This is a genomic window from Chryseobacterium sp. NFX27 (assembly GCF_049887855.1).
Lineage (GTDB): Bacteria > Bacteroidota > Bacteroidia > Flavobacteriales > Weeksellaceae > Chryseobacterium.
Window position 1 is genome coordinate 163378 of record NZ_JAGEKK010000002.1, and the last position, 19731, is coordinate 183108.

General features: G+C 35.8%; 19 protein-coding genes. 15 read left to right on the plus strand and 4 right to left on the minus strand.

Annotated features, from left to right (window positions below):
- The 13 genes from J4Q03_RS03345 to J4Q03_RS03405 all read left to right on the plus strand — a co-directional run bounded on the left by J4Q03_RS03345 (position 1) and on the right by J4Q03_RS03405 (position 14076).
- The gene (locus tag J4Q03_RS03345) at positions 1 to 1293 is read left to right on the plus strand and encodes a nucleotide sugar dehydrogenase (protein WP_426046798.1); all 1293 of its coding nucleotides are present in this window, start codon (positions 1 to 3) and stop codon (positions 1291 to 1293) included.
- Between the two features lie 133 nt (positions 1294 to 1426).
- Positions 1427 to 2800, plus strand: a complete 1374-nt coding sequence (locus J4Q03_RS03350; protein WP_426046799.1) for a hypothetical protein — start codon at positions 1427 to 1429, stop codon at positions 2798 to 2800.
- On the plus strand, positions 2797 to 3894 hold the full coding sequence (locus J4Q03_RS03355; RefSeq protein WP_426046800.1) for a right-handed parallel beta-helix repeat-containing protein: 1098 nt from the start codon (positions 2797 to 2799) through the stop codon (positions 3892 to 3894). The genes J4Q03_RS03350 and J4Q03_RS03355 overlap by 4 nt, the downstream gene beginning before the upstream one ends.
- Positions 3894 to 5135: an oligosaccharide flippase family protein gene (locus J4Q03_RS03360; protein ID WP_426046801.1), complete on the plus strand. Its 1242-nt coding sequence runs from the start codon at positions 3894 to 3896 to the stop codon at positions 5133 to 5135. Before J4Q03_RS03355 ends, J4Q03_RS03360 begins: the two co-directional genes overlap by 1 nt.
- Complete coding sequence (locus tag J4Q03_RS03365; RefSeq protein WP_426046802.1) at positions 5122 to 5703, plus strand: acyltransferase; 582 nt, start codon at positions 5122 to 5124, stop codon at positions 5701 to 5703. Before J4Q03_RS03360 ends, J4Q03_RS03365 begins: the two co-directional genes overlap by 14 nt.
- A gap of 4 nt (positions 5704 to 5707) precedes the next feature.
- A complete protein-coding gene (locus J4Q03_RS03370) occupies positions 5708 to 6733 on the plus strand; it encodes an ATP-grasp domain-containing protein (protein ID WP_426046803.1) in 1026 nt (341 codons plus the stop codon).
- A 358-nt stretch (positions 6734 to 7091) separates the two neighbouring features.
- Positions 7092 to 8258 carry a glycosyltransferase family 4 protein gene (locus J4Q03_RS03375; protein WP_426046804.1) on the plus strand — a complete coding sequence of 389 codons (1167 nt, stop codon included), beginning with the start codon at positions 7092 to 7094 and terminating at the stop codon, positions 8256 to 8258.
- A complete protein-coding gene (locus tag J4Q03_RS03380; RefSeq protein ID WP_426046805.1) occupies positions 8255 to 9166 on the plus strand; it encodes a glycosyltransferase family 2 protein in 912 nt (303 codons plus the stop codon). Before J4Q03_RS03375 ends, J4Q03_RS03380 begins: the two co-directional genes overlap by 4 nt.
- Position 9167: 1 nt before the next feature.
- Positions 9168 to 10493: a polysaccharide pyruvyl transferase family protein gene (locus J4Q03_RS03385; protein ID WP_426046806.1), complete on the plus strand. Its 1326-nt coding sequence runs from the start codon at positions 9168 to 9170 to the stop codon at positions 10491 to 10493.
- A 1-nt stretch (position 10494) separates the two neighbouring features.
- The gene (locus J4Q03_RS03390; protein ID WP_426046807.1) at positions 10495 to 11664 is read left to right on the plus strand and encodes a glycosyltransferase family 4 protein; all 1170 of its coding nucleotides are present in this window, start codon (positions 10495 to 10497) and stop codon (positions 11662 to 11664) included.
- Positions 11657 to 12262, plus strand: coding sequence for a sugar transferase (locus J4Q03_RS03395; protein WP_426046808.1), 606 nt, complete (start codon positions 11657 to 11659; stop codon positions 12260 to 12262). The genes J4Q03_RS03390 and J4Q03_RS03395 overlap by 8 nt, the downstream gene beginning before the upstream one ends.
- Positions 12263 to 12285: 23 nt before the next feature.
- Positions 12286 to 12888 carry an acetyltransferase gene (locus tag J4Q03_RS03400; RefSeq protein ID WP_426046809.1) on the plus strand — a complete coding sequence of 201 codons (603 nt, stop codon included), beginning with the start codon at positions 12286 to 12288 and terminating at the stop codon, positions 12886 to 12888.
- Positions 12889 to 12909: 21 nt separating this feature from the next.
- Positions 12910 to 14076: an aminotransferase class I/II-fold pyridoxal phosphate-dependent enzyme gene (locus J4Q03_RS03405; protein WP_426046810.1), complete on the plus strand. Its 1167-nt coding sequence runs from the start codon at positions 12910 to 12912 to the stop codon at positions 14074 to 14076.
- Positions 14077 to 14265: 189 nt separating this feature from the next.
- On the opposite strand, the gene J4Q03_RS03410 is transcribed toward J4Q03_RS03405, so the two are convergent.
- Positions 14266 to 14676, minus strand: coding sequence for a VOC family protein (locus J4Q03_RS03410; protein ID WP_426046811.1), 411 nt, complete (start codon positions 14674 to 14676; stop codon positions 14266 to 14268).
- Positions 14677 to 15396: 720 nt separating this feature from the next.
- Here J4Q03_RS03410 and J4Q03_RS03415 point away from each other — a divergent pair.
- Complete coding sequence (locus J4Q03_RS03415; RefSeq protein WP_426046812.1) at positions 15397 to 16026, plus strand: TetR/AcrR family transcriptional regulator; 630 nt, start codon at positions 15397 to 15399, stop codon at positions 16024 to 16026.
- Positions 16027 to 16239: 213 nt separating this feature from the next.
- Complete coding sequence (locus tag J4Q03_RS03420) at positions 16240 to 16746, plus strand: RidA family protein (RefSeq protein ID WP_426046813.1); 507 nt, start codon at positions 16240 to 16242, stop codon at positions 16744 to 16746.
- A gap of 32 nt (positions 16747 to 16778) precedes the next feature.
- On the opposite strand, the gene J4Q03_RS03425 is transcribed toward J4Q03_RS03420, so the two are convergent.
- The 3 genes from J4Q03_RS03425 to J4Q03_RS03435 form a co-directional block, all read right to left on the minus strand.
- On the minus strand, positions 16779 to 17984 hold the full coding sequence (locus J4Q03_RS03425) for a Bcr/CflA family efflux MFS transporter (protein ID WP_426046970.1): 1206 nt from the start codon (positions 17982 to 17984) through the stop codon (positions 16779 to 16781).
- 93 nt (positions 17985 to 18077) lie between these two features.
- Positions 18078 to 18992, minus strand: a complete 915-nt coding sequence (locus J4Q03_RS03430; protein ID WP_426046814.1) for a helix-turn-helix domain-containing protein — start codon at positions 18990 to 18992, stop codon at positions 18078 to 18080.
- A gap of 177 nt (positions 18993 to 19169) precedes the next feature.
- Positions 19170 to 19685 carry a hypothetical protein gene (locus tag J4Q03_RS03435; RefSeq protein WP_426046815.1) on the minus strand — a complete coding sequence of 172 codons (516 nt, stop codon included), beginning with the start codon at positions 19683 to 19685 and terminating at the stop codon, positions 19170 to 19172.
- Positions 19686 to 19731: the final 46 nt, after the last annotated feature.

Below are 19731 nucleotides of genomic sequence, written 5' to 3' on the forward strand. Positions count from 1 at the left end.
GTGGAAAAACAATATAAAATTGCCGTTATCGGATTAGGATACGTAGGTCTGCCTTTAGCACGATTATTTGCAACCCAGTATCCGGTTGTAGGTTTTGATATCAATCAGAAAAGGATTGAGGAATTAAATACTGGTGTAGATAATACTTTAGAAGTGGAAAACGAAGTATTGAAAGCTATATTAAAACAGGAAAACCCTCTTCACCATTCCAATGAAAATGGATTGTACTGTTCTGCCGATATCAATGATATCCAGGATGCAAACATCTATATTATTACGGTTCCAACGCCGGTTGATAAGCATAACCGTCCCGATCTGACCCCGTTATATAAATCATCGGAAACTGTGGGTAAGGTATTGTCAAAAGGAGATATTGTCATTTATGAATCTACTGTATATCCGGGTGCTACTGAAGAGGAGTGTATCCCAGTTCTGGAAAAAGTTTCAGGATTGAAGTTCAACCAGGATTTCTTTGCAGGATATTCTCCGGAGCGTATTAATCCCGGAGATAAAGAACATACGGTAGAGAAAATCCTGAAAGTAACTTCAGGTTCTACACCGGAAATAGGAAAAGTAGTAGATACTTTATATAAATCTGTGATTATTGCCGGGACTCATTTGGCCCCGACTATTAAGATTGCGGAAGCTGCCAAAGTTATTGAAAACTCGCAGAGAGATATTAACATCGCTTTTGTAAATGAGCTGGCAAAAATTTTCAATCTTCTGGAAATTGATACCCATGCTGTATTGGAAGCGGCAGGAACCAAATGGAACTTTTTGCCATTCAAACCAGGTTTGGTAGGCGGTCACTGTATTGGAGTAGATCCTTATTACCTGGCTCAGAAGGCACAGGAAAACGGTTACCACCCTGAAATTATCCTGGCGGGGCGTCGTCTTAACGATTCTATGGGGCAGTATGTTGCTTCCCAACTCGTAAAAACGATGATTAAAAAGAAGATCACGATCAATGGTGCCAGAGTCTTAAACTTAGGAATTACCTTTAAGGAGAACTGCCCGGATGTACGTAATACCAAAGCGGTAGATGTGATCCGCGGGCTTGAAGATTATGCTTTGCACGTCACTACTTTTGATCCGTGGGCTAAGCCTGAAGAAGTAAAACATGAGTACGACCTGGATGTGATCAACGGGATTCCGGATGAAAAGTTTGATGCAATCATTCTTACCGTTGCACACAAGGAATTTATGGATATAAACCTGAATAATTACCTGAAGGAGGAAGGGATCATTTATGATGTAAAGGGAATCCTGGAAGAATGTGATTCCAGACTGTAATAAAAAATTAAAGTAGGGAGAAAAGGTACAGGTTACTTTTTCTCCTGGCTTTTCCGGATTTTATTCCGATTTTGAAATGTTTGTACCGTATTATACTATTTATTTTAACTAAGAAGTAAGCAGCCTATTGAGCATGGAGGGAAATAAATCATATAAATTAGTTTTATTCACTTTAAGTTTTCTGTTTTTCTCTATAGGTTTTTTTATCTATGGGAAAGTCAGTAATACTTCTTATCAGGATGTTTATTTCTTACCAATAGGGTTGGGTTTTTTTACACTGTTTATTGCAAATATATTTGTAAAACTTAAATCCTATTTCATTTTTTGGATCATAACCATTCAGCAGATTGTACGTTATATTGTTATTCCTCTTCTTTTTATAGGAGGTGATAAACTAAGGTTTGGAAGTAGCACAGTTAACGAAGCTTATGCTGTTTCGATGATGCTTATTGAGCTGTTGTTTATCTTAATTGCCTATCATATCTGCACTTATTCGAAAGAGGCAAAACAGAAAGCCGGCAAATTAAATTTTTTACCGTTAAATACTATTACTACAGGCTTATTTTTTCTATTCATACTGATTATTGCATCTAATAGAAGCTTTTTACATAAATTAAGTTTTGTATGGGATATTTCCACTTATTTAAAACTTAAAGTTTCAGGGGATCTGGAAAATATTTCCCCACTGGTAAGTATCATGTTCCCTGTAATGAGGGCATATATTGTTCTTTTTATTTTTTCAGTTATCAATTCATTCAAGCTCAGGCAGGGTACGAAGCTTATGTTTTCCATACTTGTTGTATTAATAAATGCGACCATTATTGTCGGGATCAGCCGTTTCAGTATTGTATATGCTTCTTTTCCTTTAATCCTCTTATTGATTTATTTTTATCCGGCATACAGGAAAAAAGTGCTTACTTATACTACTGTTTTCTTTGGGCTTATATTAATGGTGGCTTCGCTGGCTAAGTTTTCCGGAAATACAAAAAATGCTGATGTAGGTGGTTTTTTCACCCTCCATCAATTGAATGCGTATTTCGGAGGGGTAGCCAATTATGCAATAGGATATGATTCTTATCAAAAGAATCAGGTAAATCCTTTTGATAAATATTATTATTTTATTTCTGATATTACGCAAAATATTCCCGTACTCTCCAGATTTTCCAATGACAATTATAAGACCAACATTAAGTTCAATGACCAGATATACGGTGCCGGCCGTTCCAGAGATCAGATTGTGCCGATTTCTGTAGCAGGGCTCTATCATTTTTCACAGTATTTCTTCTACATCTATATATTTGTTTTAACTGTCTTAGCTTTTAGATTTGAGACAAAAGCTTATGCTACAAATTCACCCGTATTGTTCTTTTTATATGTTATTCTTGCTTTTGGGTGTTCAACCTCAATGATGATTAATATAGGATCTATTTCTGCGACACTGTTTATCAACTTGGTTGTGTTTATACCATTCTTTACAATGATTAATAAATTAAATTCAGCAAAATGAAAAAGGTAATATTGTTATTTTTTGGATTGATATATTTTTATGGAAATTGTCAATATTATGTCAAAGACCGTTTTTCAGGCTATTCAGCAGTCAAAAGCGGATATTTTAAGACGGCAAAAGACCTTACTGTTTATCTGCCAAAAGGATATTCTGATAAAGGAGATAAAGATTACACTGACTTTATTCAGAAAGGACTCAATGAAAACTCAACCTTAATTATGCCTGATTTTCCTGTTTTGGTTAACGAAAACGGACTGACATTAAAGTCGAATCAAAAAATTCTGTTTCAGAAGAATTCAAAGCTGATTATGAAACCTAATGCTAAGGATCGCAACGGCATACTCAATTTATTCAATATTCAGAATGTAGATATTTATTATCCCAGTCTGATCGGAGATAAACATAAACATTTGTCTACTACCGGAGAATGGGGAATGGGAATATACATACTGTCAAGCAGTAATATTAATATTATCGGATCTTCAATTGAAAGCACGTGGGGAGACGGTATTTGTATAGGTGGCAGAAATGGCATCAATTCTTCGGGTATAACGATTAAGAATGTTATATTGAAAGATAACCGTAGAAACGGACTGACCATAGGAGGGGTAACTAACCTGGTGTTGGAAAACGCTTACATTGCCAATACATCAGGAACCAATCCGCAGGCGGGTATAGACATTGAGCCGGACAGCAATGCCTACGATGTGAAAAATGTTAAGCTTAATAATATAGAGACTGTAAATAACGGAAACTATGGAATTATAATCTCCCCAGGAAATATGGTGGGTAAACAACAGAAAGCAATCTCAGTTGCGATCAACAATTTTAAGGATAATGGATCCAAAATTGGCTTTGGAATGGCCGTGACCAGAGATAAGCCTAATGCAGGCTTTCCTCAGTTGAATGGAAATATTAGTGTTAGTAATTTTTCTTCACAAAATAACGCAACAGCAAAATTCAGATCATTTAAAGGAGCTTCACATCAGGTCAATGTAAATATGGATTTTGGAAAACTGGGGGCGGCTTCTAAAAATGCAAATAGTTTTGGTCAAAAGTTTAAAAGTAATGACGAAACGATTACCTTAAAATAATGGTTAACAGAATAAAAAAGATTTTTAATACTAAGGATAAAAAAGCATTGTTGGAAAACTTTGTTTCATTATCTGCATTGCAGTTAATAGGAATGCTGTTGCCATTAGTTACTTTACCCTATATTTTAAGAGTAATAGGATTTGAAAAATATGGTGTTATTGTCTTTTCAGCATCGCTGATAGCTTATTTTACAGCCTTAACTGATTTTAGTTTTAGGATCACAGCGACCCGTGATGTAGCCATTTATAGAGACAGTCCTAAAAAACTGAATATTATCTACAGTAAAGTTCTGACGATTAAAACACTGTTCTTATTACTTTCCTGGCTATTGATCGCTATAGCAGTGTTTTTGTATCCACCGTTTTACGAAAACAAAGAAATCTATTTTTATACAAGCTTACTTTTATTGGGATATGTATTATTTCCTGAATGGTTTTTTCAGGGAATTGAAAAAATGCGCTATATCACTTATTTGAATTTAGGAATTAAGCTGTTTTTTACTTTATGCGTTTTTATTTTCATTAAAAAAGAAAGTGATTTCTGGATTTACCCTCTCTTACAAAGTGCCGGGTATGTTGGTGCTGGTTTAGTGGGGCAATATGTACTGGTTAAGAAATATAAACTGAAATTTATTTTTCTACCCTATAAGATGATTGTTAAATCTATTAAAGTTAATCTGCCTATTTTCATCAACCAGTTTGTTCCTACCCTGTACAACAATACCAGTACTTTCGTATTGGGAATTTTAGGAACAGCCAAGCTGGTAGGTATTTATCAGGCTATTTTGACGATAGTCAATCTGATTGTCACCTTAATCGAAATCCTGTCCCGTGTATTTTTCCCGTTCTTAAATCGCAGGAAAGATGCATTTCAGTGGTATAAGAAAATGATGCTGACCACAATAACAGTAATGATAATAGGGGTTTTAGTTTTTAATAAGCTGATTTTCTGGTATTTAAATGTAAATTATGATAACGCCTTTTGGATACTGTTAATATTATCAATAGGGCTGTTCGGCTATACACTATATAATATCTTCGGACTTAATTATTTTATTGTGAACCGCCAGGACAAGTTGGTCATGAAGAATACATTATTATTTTCCATATTGGGCTTCTTTATTACAATTCCACTAATTAACTATTTTACGATTTTCGGGTCAGCCATAAGCCTGAGTCTGGTAAGATGTTTAATCGGTTCTAATCTCTTTTTTAAATGGCTGAAAAATGATAATAAATAAAATTTATAACAAGGTTATTAACCTATTCCTAAGCGGCTATTATAAAAGATTAAAAGGTATTGACTTTTTAGGAAATATCTATTTTAAAGGAATCCCTGTGATCTTTAAACATAAAGATGCCCAAATACTAATAGGAAAAAATACATTGATTAATTCATCAAAAAGAAAATATCACATAAACATGCACTCCCCGTGTAAGTTATTGGCAGACAGGCCACAGGCTGAAATCATTATTGGTGAGAATTGTAGAATACATGGGACCTGCATTCATGCAGTGAAAAAAATAGAAATTGGAAACAATTGTTTGATTGCTGCCAATACAAATATTATAGATTCCAATGGACATATTTTGGCTATGGACAATCCAATTGATAGATTAACCATAGCTGATGAAGGAAGAGCAATTATTATTGAAGATAATGTCTGGATAGGATCAAATGTGATGATCTTGGGTGGAGCTATTATCAGAGAAGGATCTGTAATAATGGCTGGGAGTGTTGTTAAAGGAGAGGTTCCTCCTAAAAGTATATATGGAACAGACTCGTTTAAAGTGATTAAACAATATTAATAAAATGAAGATAGGAATACATCATCGTAAAGGAAGTTTTTCTGACCGCTGGATTGAATATCTGGAAGAAAAAAAGATACCTTATGTGATATTGAATGCTTTTGATAATGATATTATCAGGCAGATAAAGGTAAATGAGGTTACTCATTTTATGTGGCATTTCAATCAGAATTATTTTGAAGATATGCTGCATGCAAAAAGCTTATTCAGGTCAGTCAACCAGATAGGTGTAAAAACATTTCCTAATGAAGACGCTTACTGGCATTTTGATGATAAAGTGGCGCAGAAATACCTTCTGGAAGCTTTAGGGGTACCGTTGGTAAAAGCAGATGTTTTTTATCATAAAAAAGAGGCAGAAAAGTATGTAGAAAATACATCCTTCCCAAAAGTTTTTAAATTAAAAGGAGGCGCAGGATCAATCAATGTAAAGCTTGTAAAAACAAAAAGCCAGGCAAGAAAAATAGTAAAGCAGGCATTTGGACGCGGGTTTGACGCCTTTGATTCATGGGCGGTTTTTACAGATACCATCGAAAGATTCTGGAGACAGAAAACAAAACATAATTTTCTGAGAATTATTAAATGGGGATTCAAAGGTATTTTTGTAGATAAACAATATAAAGTTTTCCCAAAACAACGAAACTACGTTTATTTTCAAGAATTTATTCCTAACCTGACATACGATATAAGGCTTATTGTTATTGGTGATAAATGCTATTATCTTAAAAGAAATACAAGAGATAACGATTTTAGAGCGTCAGGCAGTGGAATGCTGGAATTTGCCCCGGGAAAATTTAATTTGGAAGCTGTAAATATCGCTTTTAAAGCGGCCCGGCAGTTAAATATGGTATGTGTTGCCTACGATTTTATATTCGATTCCAAGGAGCAGCCCTTAATTGTGGAGATCAGCTACGGATTCCAGCCTTATGTATATGATCGATGCTTAGGATTTTATGATACAGCCCTAAACTGGAATGAATCTAAGGTTAATTTGGAATACGAGATTGTTCACAATTTTTTAAATGGATTTTAATGTATTATTTCTATTTACCATTTTATCAATAGTTAATAAAATATAAACTTTGATTCAAATATTCGTGACATATTATTTTTTTGTATATTTGTTTTATGTAGTTAAAAATTCATTAATAATTCAATTATTGTAACAAATAATTCACATAATTGTATTATTTTAAAGATAATTTTGCTACGTTACTATTGATATCTGAACACACAGATCTGAAAAAAAATCATTTTTATTATTGAAAATAGCGGCAATATTTTTGGCTTTATAGCTCTGAAAGTGTTGTAGTTGTTTATTCAAGTTAAAACTCAGCTAAAAACTAATAACCCGAATTTTATCTAATTATATAATGAAAGTGATATAAAAAATGAACATAATTTTCCTTGAAGCCGTTCAAATTCATGGTGGTGCCCGTAAGAGCACTATTGAATTGGCGAAACGACTAAATGAAGAGGGGCATAATTCGGTTATCGTAGATTTCTGGGGCAGTTGCAATGAATTTACTGAAGATGTAAAAGCCAATAAAATCCCAATAAAGATTTTAAAGAAAAATGATAGCCCTATTGCGATTTTCAGTACCAGAAATCCCCTTAAAGTCGGTATAAATATCACTTTATTTTTATTAGACTGGATCAGGCTGAAAAAAGAATTCAAAAAATTTCAGAACACCTTTAAGCCGGATGTAGTTATTGTAAATAATATTAAAACCAATTCCATCTTAAAGAAAGGAAAGGATTATAAGATAGCTTATTTTGCCCGGGGCTGGTTCGCTTACAACTCTATTGGCTTCCTTAAAAAGCTGATGTTTAAGTACAATTCCGATTATTTTATTGGAGTTTCCCAGGCTACCAGACAGGCTATTTATACAGGAGGTTTGGCTCCTTTAGAAAATGTTTTTGTGGTGCCGAATGCTATTGATTTAGCAAAAGTGGATCAGTACAGAAAAGAAAAACCAGAGAGGAAGGATAACGATCCCATGGTGATTTTACATTGTGGTGGCTTTTTACCGGCAAAAGGACAGGACTTATCAATTTCTTTAGCCAGAAGATTAAAAGAAAACAACATTAATTTTAAAATAATCTTAATGGGAGCCGTATATGATACGCCCGTTTCAGAGAACTTTTTAAATAAAATCCGTAAGGACATCAGTCAATATAAACTTGATGATCATGTAGAGATCCTGCTCAATCAAAAAGATCCATACAGCATTTTCAAAAACAGCGATATTTTGATACATCCGTCCGATACAGAGGGATTACCTCGTGTCATCATGGAAGCTTTGGCTTTTGAAATACCCGTTATTGCCAATCCGGTGGGAGGGGTGACGGATTATATTCTGCACAATTTTACCGGATATATTGCCACTCACAATAGTGTAGACGACTATTATGAGTACATCTATAAACTTTATAATGACAGAGAGCTGTACAAGTTCATTGCCGGCAATGGAAAATCATTGATTGTCAATAACTATGATAAAAGCAACCAGGTGGAAGAGTTTGATAAAATCTTTAAAAAATTGGGTAAATCATGAAGTCAATAACTGTTTTTACGCCAACCTTTAATAGAGAAAAAACGCTGATCAGGCTGTATGACTCTTTATGCAGTCAAAGCAGTCAGGATTTTAAATGGATCATTGTAGATGATGGCTCCGGAGATAATACTTCCGCCCAGGTTGAAATATGGAAAGAAGAAGCCAGGATCGAAATACAGTATTATTATCAGAAGAATAAAGGAAAGCTGGCCGCTCAGATATTAGCCCTGAACTATATAGATACTGAGTTGTTTACCTGTATAGATTCCGATGATTATCTGCCTGCTGATGGTATTGAAAAAATATTAAAATTCTGGAAAGCCAATAGAAAAAGCAATTCTGCAGGAATTATTGGTCTGGATGCCTATGAAGACGGTTCCGTAGCAGGAGAAAAGTTACCGGATATAAAAGAATCTACCTATTCCGAATTAGTAGATCATTATAAAATTAAAGGAGACAAGAAATATATTTTTGATACAGAAATCTATAAAAAGTATCTGCCATACCCTTATTTTGAAAATGAAATTTTTCATGAGGTCAGCTGGATATTTACACTGATTGATCAGGATTATAAATTTCTCCTCTCAAATGAAATCTACTGTATCATTGAATACCAACAGGACGGATTGTCCAATGGATTGTATAAAAGATATAAAGACAGCCCCAATTCATTTATTGAATATAGAAAAGTGAAAATGAAGTATGGGATAAATAAAAAAATAGTGCTAAAGAACTCAGTACACTATATATCCTCATGTCTTTTTGCTAAAAAATGGAATTTTTTTAAAGGTTCCCCCAATAAGCTGTATACCCTCATCGCAATTCCTTTTGGAATAGCACTGAATATATACATCAACCATAAAGTAAAGCAAAACACACACAGGATTAAACAAGGAAAATTGATTTAGAATGAATAATGCTATAATAGTACCAGGAGTAACAGATTTAAATAAAGGAGACCAGGCATTGGTTTGGGAAAGCTGGAGGCTGGCCAAAGATACCGGGCTTTATGACGAAGTATATATACTGGATGCCGGTGATAATGACGAAGAAAGAGCATTATTGTGTAAGCAGTCTGAAGAGCATGGCTTTAAATTATTAGATAATATTTTAAAACATCCCCGCAGAGGACAGCATAAATCAGGAGAGCATATTAAAGAATCAAAATTTGAACTTTTAAAGCAGATTAGAAATGCAGGGTTGGACTTTAAAAACACGAGATATTTAATTAAAATATGTAATGATCTTGATAAAGTAAAGAAAAACTTTGACCATAAAACCTATCAAACCGTTAAACAGTTTCATGAGGCAAAAACCATTTTTGTGAAAGGTGGAGGCTTTATCCATGCTTACGGTGAAAAAACGGCGCCTTACCTAATGTGGTATTTCTTATTCTATGTAAGACTGGCTAAAGCATTAGGGAAGAAAGTTGTTTTTTTACCCAATTCATATGGACCATTTATCGGATTAACGGTTAAGCAGCAGGTACGTACAGTATTTAATCAGCTTGATTTGGTGTATGCACGGGAAAATGTTTCTTCCAAAAGCTTAGGCCAGCTGTTGGAAAAAAACATTCCGGTAGAAATGGATCTTGGGTTTTTCCTGGAAAAAGGAAGTCAGGAAGAAGCTTTAAAGATATTGCAGAAATATAATTTAACACCAGAAGATAAAATTGTAGGCGTTACCATCCGTCCATGGCGTTTTCCAGGATTATCAAACCCGGAAGGTCTGTACAAAAAATACATCAACTCAGTTGCAGATCTTACGAAACACCTGTTGAGTAAAGGGTATAAGGTCGCTTTATGTAACCAGTCATTAGGCCCCAATTCCCACGAAGACGACCGTAATGCCATCAAAGATTTGCTTGAAAAAGTTCAGGATCCTAATATCATCTGGATCAACGAAAATTTATCTTGTGATCTACTGAAAGCAGTTTATTCCAATTTTTACTTTTTCATAGGGACGCGTTTTCATTCAATTATATTTTCATTGACATCTCTGGTGCCTTCCATTGCTATTGGATATGGAGGTAATAAAGCGCTGGGGATCATGGGCGATTTTAATTTAGATGATTATGTGGTTCAGATTCAGGATGTAGAGTCAGATTGGCTGATTAACAAGTTTGATAAAGCCATTTCCGAATATGATCATATAAAATCACAGCTGGAGCAATCCATGAGTCTGGTGACGGATAGCAGAAACAGATTAATAAAAGATATTCAATCCTTATACTAATATGAAAATAATTCGGACATCAACAATACCATTGTCTTTGAATGTTTTATTAAAAGGACAATTGAAGTTTTTAAGCGAGTTTTATGATATTGTAGGTATATCTTCAGAAGGTCAGCTGCTTGACGAAGTAAAACAAAGGGAAGGTATAAAAACGATTGAAGTGAATATGGAAAGAGGAATCAGTCCTTTAAAAGATCTGACCTCTCTCTATAAATTGTATAAAGTTTTAAAAAGAGAAAAGCCGGTCATTGTGCATTCTATGACCCCTAAAGCAGGACTTTTAACCATGCTGTCAGGGAAAATGGCAGGAGTGCCAATCCGTATACACACCTTTACCGGGCTTATTTTTCCGACAAGAAAAGGGATGACGCAGAAACTTCTTATCAGTATGGATAAGCTATTATGTTCCGCGGCTACCCACATTTATCCGGAAGGCGAAGGAGTGAGAAAAGATTTAATTAATTACAAAATAACCTCAAAATCTTTAAAAGTTATTGGAAATGGCAATGTGAATGGTATCGATCTGAAACATTTCTCGCCTGACCAGGTTACAGAAGAACAGAAAACACTTTTAAAAAAAGAGCTGAATATAGAAGAGGAAGATTTTGTCTTTGTCTTTGTAGGACGCTTGGTAGGAGATAAGGGAATTAATGAATTGGTTAAAGCCTTTTCTCAGATAAATAAAAAAGAAAATTCACAGCGCCACTCCAAATTATTACTGGTTGGCCCACTGGAACAGGAGCTGGATCCTCTGCATCCGGATACATTGGAAGAAATTGAAAATAACCCGGACATCATATCTGTAGGTTTTCAGAAAGATGTTCGCCCTTATTTTGCTATTTCTGATGCATTGGCCTTTCCAAGCTACCGGGAAGGATTTCCAAATGTAGTGATGCAGGCGGGAGCGATGGAATTGCCGAGTATAGTGTCCGATATCAACGGATGCAACGAAATTATTATAGAAAACCAGAATGGAGTAATAGTTCCTGTGAAAAACAGTGAGAAGCTTGGTGAAGCAATGGAAAGAATGAAATCGGACACCGATTATTACCAGAAATTAAAAATGAATGCCCGTCCAATGATAGAATCCCGTTACGAGCAGTCTGTCATTTGGGACGCTTTATTGAGTGAATACAAAAAACTAATCAAAGAAAAAGATTACCGTGTATAAATTTTTTTTTAAAAGGGTTATAGATTTTCTGATTGCATTAATAGGACTGATCTTGTTATCACCTGTTTTCATTGTGGTTATGGTCCTGCTGTATTTCGCAAATCAGGGTAAACCATTCTTTTTGCAGGCACGGCCGGGATTAAATGAGAAGATATTCAATATCATCAAGTTTAAGACTATGAATGATAAAAAAGACGGACAGGGTAACTACCTGCCTGATTCGGAACGCTTAACACGTATTGGAAGTTTTATACGTCAGACTTCCCTCGATGAGCTTCCGCAGCTGATTAATGTATTGAAAGGAGACATGGCGCTTATAGGTCCCAGACCGCTGTTGCCACAATACCTGTCTTTATATAACGAATCTCAAAAACGAAGACACAATATACGCCCCGGCATTACAGGCTGGGCGCAGGTAAATGGGAGAAATGCCATTTCCTGGACGATGAAATTTGAATTAGATATTTGGTACATAGATAATGTATCATTTGCAACAGATTGCAAAGTGATGTTCCTTACTTTAAAAAAAGTAATTAAAAAGGAAGGCATAAACCAGGCTGATCAGGCCACGGTAGAGGCTTTTACAGGAAATAATTAATTTAAATTAAATGTAGTTAGAATATGTATTTATACGGAGCAAGTGGTCATGGCAAAGTAGTGGCTGAAATCGCCGAAGAATGCGGTTATAATATTGAAGCTTATATAGACGAAAATCCGTCGAAGGAGAGAGTATTGAATTATACTGTTATTCATGAAGCTCCGCCCTATGCTATAGAAGTACTTATTTCTATAGGAAATAACAGGTTGCGGAAAAGAGTAGTTAATAGAGGTGAGCATTTCAATTATGTTACCCTCCTTCATCCCAAGGCAATACTGTCTAAGAGATTAAAAATCGAAGAAGGAACTATCGTGATGCCCGGTGTTACTATAAATGCAGCAGTAAAGATAGGGAAGCACTGTATTATCAATACCAATGCTTCTATTGATCACGATTGTATAATTGAAGATTTTGTTCATATATCTCCCAATGTGGCGCTGGCCGGGAACGTATATGTAGGGGAAGGATCCCATATTGGAATTGGAGCCAGTGTGATACAGGGAATAGAAATTGGCAAATGGTGCACCATTGGTGCAGGAGCTGTCATTATTAGCGATGTACCGGATGGTGCTACAGTAGTAGGCAATCCGGGTAAAATAATAAAAAGTAGAAGTTTAAATATTTAGTAAAATTTAGAATAGTAAAATATGAAATCAAAAGTGTGGTTGTCATCTCCCCATTTGGGAGGAAATGAATTAAAATACATTAAAGAAGCATTCGACGCAAATTGGGTAGCACCTTTAGGACCGAATGTTGATGGTTTTGAACAAGATTTGGAGTTATTCTTAAATGAAGATGTAAAAGTAGCTGCACTTTCTGCGGGAACTGCTGCTTTACACCTGGCATTAATTGAGTGCGATGTCACTCATGGAGACGAGGTTATCTGTCAGTCTATGACATTTTCCGCCTCTGCTAATCCTATCGTCTATCTGGGAGCTGTGCCGGTCTTTATAGATTCCGAAAAAGATACCTGGAACATGTGTCCTGTGGCTTTAAAGGAAGCGATAGAAGACAGGATTTCAAAAGGCAAAAAGCCCAAAGCGATTATTGTGGTTAATCTTTACGGAATGCCTGCAAAAATGGATGAAATTTTATCAATTGCTGCTGAGTATGATATTCCTTTAATTGAGGATGCTGCTGAATCATTAGGCTCTACATATAAAGGAAAAGCCTGCGGAACTTTTGGCCGTTTTGGTATCTTGTCATTCAACGGGAACAAAATTATTACGACTTCCGGAGGTGGCGCATTGGTATGCCATTCCCAGGAAGACAAAGACCAGGCTGTATTCCTCTCTACTCAGGCTAGAGATGATGCCCCGCATTATCAGCATTCTCAGATTGGATACAATTACAGAATGAGTAATATCAGTGCAGGAATAGGAAGAGGGCAAATGGAAGTGTTGGCTGAGAGAGTAGAAGGCCGTAGAAAAATGCACAGTTTTTATTCTGAAATCTGTGAAAATATAGAAGGAGTGAAAATATTTTCAGAACCTGATTCAGATTTTTTCAGTAATCATTGGTTATCCGTTATTACCATAGACGATACCAAAACAAAATCATCAAAAAATTATGAAGATTTACGTCTGGCATTTCTGAAAGAAAACATCGAATCCCGTCCTATCTGGAAACCAATGCACCTGCAGCCTATATTTAAAGATGCACCCTATTACGGTGGGACAGTAGCAGAGGACCTTTTTGGGAATAGCCTGTGCCTGCCTTCAGGTTCTAATCTTTCGGAGGATGAAAGAGCCAGAATTGCAAAAGTAATGCTGGATGTCCTTGCAAATAAGAAAGAATATTCAGTGATGAGGTAATCCAGGTCTACGTTGGGTGGCAGTCGGATAAATAAAAATTAATACCAAATCATTTATATAAAAATATACTGTCCATTGAGCTGACACTGCCAGCAGACTTAAGATAATTAAAAGTGACCATTTTTAAATGGTCACTTTTCTTATTTTATCCCTGTCAGTTATACAGATAAATGCCTTTTAATCTTTTACTTATTTTTTAGCTGTAAATGTTTCTGTTGAAACTTTTGTTGCAGGCGTAAATAAGTTGACCAGATTGCCGTCAGGATCTCTGAACAATAATGATTTGTTCCCCCAGGGCATCATAGTAGGTTCCTGTAAAAGGTAAGAAGACAGAAAGCTTTGTAACCGTTTAAATTCTCTATCTACATCATCAGTTAAAAATTCTATAATCGCAGAACGGTTTTCCGCAGGCTGTGCCACACTTTCCCCACCAAAAAACTGCAGTGTTCTTATACTTCCGATAGCAATAGTTGCGGTTGCTGTTTTCAGCTCAGCAAAATCAGGAGTATATCGTATAGCCTGAATTCCTGTTATTTGCTCATAAAATGGTACTAAATTCTCAATATTAGCTGTGATAATACGTATTGATACTAAATTCATATTGTTTAAGATTTTAAATTATGCTGCAAAATTAGAATAGAGTTGTGACAAGAGGGTGTCAGTAGATGTTTATTGGTCTGTATTCTTTAATTTAATGAAGTGTAACTGTAGCTATTCAGATTAAATATTAACTATTTCATATAAAATAAAAGACAGCATCATTAAATTTTAATGATGCTGTCACATTTAGTGTTTTTACCTTAGTTGTTTAGATTCGGAATCATCTTTGTACCGGAACAGCTGATTGTAATGCTTTAATACCACGCCATCAGTTGTTTCCAGGTAACCATTTCATCATCATTTTATCTTATCATTATTTCTGAAGCATTTTTAAACTGAGGAAATAAACTAATCCCATTTTTACGGTGCGATCATTCAATTTATCTTCAGCTGGCTGCTTGATTTATGATTGACCTCCTGTGCAAAATTTGGAATTCAGATCGGTTAATGTTTAAAATCAGCGTTTGTACAGCCTTCGGAATGAGAATGAAGATGAAGCCTTTATTGATCATCAACTCATTTTTTCCCTGCATCGGAATGCTGTTCTGCCTCAAAATGCACAGCAATGGTACGACCTGAATTGTTTTAGTTTTTTCAACCTAAATAGTGTTTAAAATATATATTGAATGGTTTAGTTTGCGCAAATATACGAAATAGGACACTAAGTGGTGTCTAAAATAATTAAAATTTCCTTAAACTTGTATCATCGAATGTTTAGCTATGGAAAGAAAATCAGCTGCAGGAAGTGTCCGGAACAAGGAACGCAGTAAAAAGAAATTTTTGGATGCCGTTGGAAAGATATTGAAAACAAAAGGATATGCGGCATTGAAGATCAACGACATCGCAGCCACAGCCGGAGTAGATAAAAAAATGATCTATACCTATTTTGGCGGAATGGATGGCCTGATGGATGAATATATCCGGTCCCAGGATTACTGGAGTAATGTAACCACCGAAACAATGATGCCCGACCTAAAAGACGGGGGAAAAGCATTTACTGAGGCCATGTTACTGCAGCAATTTGATTATGTGCGCAGCAACAAGGAGCTGCAGAAACTATTATTGTGGCGCTTGTCTGAATCCCGGAAATCCCTTACAAAGCTTACCAATATGCAGGAAGAAAACGGGGAAGCTCTTTTTAAGTTAGTTATTGATCCTCATTTCGGAGAACGCTCGCAGGATTTCCGTGCCATAGCAGCCATTTTAGTTTCAGGACTTTATTACCTGAATATGTATGCTTCCGTAAATGGCAGTGTGTTTTGTGGTATAGACCTTAATACTGATGACGGTCGCGATAAAATTAAAAAAGCAGTATCTTTTTTAATAGAACAGACTTATGAGAATTTGTAATATTTAATAAAGATAAGAAAAGCTGATTGTATGGGTTTACCCGAAATAAGCATATGCTTGTATCAAAGTGCTCTGTACTTATATTGCCGTTATTCCAAATAAAATGGGTAAATATACCGTCTATAAAAGCTAAAAGCTTCAACATATGTTTATGTTTCTGAACATATTGGAATCTATATTTGCTTCCATATTCAGAACAAAATAATAGACATCATGAGAAGTATAGTATTTAATTTATCCACGCTCTGTATGGGATTTTTAGCTTTTTCACAAAATACAAATCACCATAAATCAAAAAAAACAGCTAATGTGGCTACTATCACCCACAAAAATCCAAAAGGTCTTTTTGATCCGACTCCGTTTGCTTTTTCTCACGCTACAACAAATGAAGCTGAGGGAAAATATGTATTTATATCCGGGCAAAGCGGAGGAGAAGGCTTGGAACATCATCTTTCTAAAGACTTTAGAACCCAGGTTAAATTTTCCCTGAACAATTTAGAAACCGCGCTTGCTGATTATAAGTTAGGAGTGAATGATATTCTTAAAATTACGATTTTAATTGTTGATCATGATCAGGAGAAACTTAGGATATGGACCGAGGAAATGCATAAAGTATGGAAAAATAATGAATTCCCGGCAAGTACTTTAATTCCGGTTCCCCGGCTGGCAATAGAGGACATGCTGATAGAAGTAGATGCCATTGCATTTATTAAAAAATAGTGAAGATTTCATTGAAAATAAAAAAGCAGAGATCAATTCTCTGCTTGTTCTTTTTTAACGGCCTGATGCATGACCAGGATAATTCCTAAAAGTATAATGGCAATTACAAGATAACGCCAGGCAAGACCATCCTGTTCCGTGACGGTTCCACTGACTGAAATAATAAAACTTGTAATAGAAGTAATTACATAGACCAGTCCACCCATCAGTCCACCTGCAGTCCCGGCATTCTTAGGGAAATAAAGCATACTCGTGGTAAAAAATGACGTAAACAAGATCCCGGAACAGATATGAATAAAAAATGCAAAAGGGACCATAATGAAAAGACTTTCCGCATAAAAACTGGTTGCAATCAGTCCCGCAATCAGGATCAGCTGTAAAACGATAGGCTGTAAGATTCTCTCTTTAAAATCAAGCTTAAGTCTCCGTTTTCCTATAAAACCGCCAATCATCCATGAAAATCCTAAGATCAGGGTACAGTATCCGATAACTACAGGGGTAAAGTGAAACGTATTTTCAATGATAAAAGGGCCTGTAATATTGAAAAGCATCACAATAGAGTAGCTTAGCCCTAAAATAAAAATCCCGAGCATAAAAATTCTGTTTTTCAGCATCATTTTATACAGGCTGATGTTTTCAGAAAGATTAAGTTTCTTTCTCTCCGGTAAGCTTTCACCACTGAAAAACCATTCAAATAAAAATAGGATTCCTGCATACAAAGCCAGAAAATGGAAATTGGCATGCCAGTTAAAAAGCTTTTCAAGATATCCACCCAAAAAAGGAGCTAAAATAGGTCCGCATGACCAGACGATCGTGAAATAGCTCAGATAATGCTTTACTTTTTCAGAATCATAGAGATCCACAAAAATAGCCCTGGTGGCAACAACCAGTACAGAAACTGCGGCTCCCTGGAGAATACGGAGCAGGCAGATCAGCAGAATACTGTCAGTCATTGTAATCAGAATACTGCTGATAATTAACAGGAACAGAGCGATCAGCTTTGGACGGTAACGCCCGATACTGTCCAGAATTCCTCCGACAAAAAGCTGTGAAATCCCATAGCTCAGTAAGTAAGACGTTAAAGTGATCTGGATATCCTTTTCAGAGACCTGCATCTCCTTTGCCATCGATGGAAACGATGGTAAATAAATATCAGTGACAAATCCCGAAAGGGGGATCGACACAAAAGCCATAATGGTGATTAATCTGATTCTTTTTTCAGATGCTTCTTTCAACAACATATTCGTTCGTTATTTTACTAGGCAAAAATAGGCCGGAAATACAGAAATACAATTTTAAAAGACAAAGTAAAAATTACAAAAATCAAAGATTTAAAATGCGTTTTTAAATTTTAAGGGTGAAACCTCTGCATGTTTTTTAAAGAAATTATTGAAATGGGAAGGCTGTTCAAACCCCAAAGTATATCCTATTTCAGCAATATCCCAGTTAGTGTACTTCAAAAGGTTTTTGGACTCTTCAAATACTCTGTCTTTGATAATTTGAGTTGTGGTAAGCTGAGTGACAGATTTTACCGATGAATTCAGATGATTCACATGCACATTAAGCTGATCTGCAAAGTCAGAGGCCGTTTTCAGAGCGAGCGGATAAGCAGGAGAGTCCAGGGGAAACTGCTTGTTGAGCAGCTCATCAAAGAGGCGGTATAAACGGATATTGGCAGGAAGTTCATTCGGATTGATATCATCTACACGGTTCTCCAAAGCGAGGTGCATTACAGAGGCCAGATGACTTTTAATACTGTTGCACCGGAATGGATAGGCCGAATTATTCAGTTTATGCATCTGCTCAAAATAAAGAGTAGCCAGCTGGGTTTGTTCATCAGTTAAAAAAACAATAGGTTTGCTCCATTCCTTAAACAGCGAGGTTTTTTTAAAAAGGTTGAATTCAGTATTTCCGCTAAAAAACTCCTGATTGAAGAGACAGAAATACCCTTCCTGAAGATCTCCGTCACATTCCCATGAATACGGAATATTAGGCGAAGGAAAAAAGAGGGCAGGACGGTCAATATACAGTTCATGCGATCCATATTGAAATCTGCCTTTTCCAATAATAAAGCTTATCTTATAATAATCACGGCGGTTGTACGGACTTTTAAAACTGCAATACTTGCGCATGGAGACGTTAAAATGCGACTTTCCTGTCTCAAAATCATCCGAATCAAACATTTTTATCTGATTGTTCCGGATGCGTCTGTAATAATCTTCAATAGTTTCCAGTTGATCACTCATGATATAGAACTTATAAAAATCAAAGATACGTAAATCATAATGAATCCTGAACAATTTCTGTTATGTCCTGATCATCGGTAAAATAGTTTTACTCAATTTATTTTGCCTTTTTTGGTTCAAAAAAATACAGCTGCCAAACTATTTTAAAACGTAGAAGCCCGAAAATTTCGCAAGAATTTAACCTTTAATGATTTCGAATTTTAATATCTGAGAAGGAAGCTGAAAAGGTCCGGCTGCAGCATCAGCAACTAGGGTAAAACCTGATTCTTTTAAAAATTCCAAAAGCGGATCATGAACCATCATATTAATCCAGATGATCTCTGTAAAACTAGCTGCAGACCTGCATTTCTTCCAAAGCGATTCCCTGGTTTCCGGTGAATCGAATTCCGGAAGGATAACAAAGCTGATCTCCGTAGTTCTTTTCCCTTCGGACAGCCCAGGATGGCCGGAACCGCTTTTCAGAATACTGTAGCCTGCGGGCTGATCATCTGCATACATAATGATCAACTGGTTGGAAAGGTCATTCAGGTCATTGATCATTTTCCTGGGATCAATATCATTTTCAATATATTTTTTGATGTTCTCCTCAGGAACCAGTTCCCTGTGCATAGCATAGACTGAAGAATCGATAATGGTTATAAGATCAGAAATTCCCTCCTCAGAACCCACTGTAAATTTTGAAATTATATTCATGAATCTTTTTTATTCAAAATTAGAAGATTATTGAATTCGAAAGGGA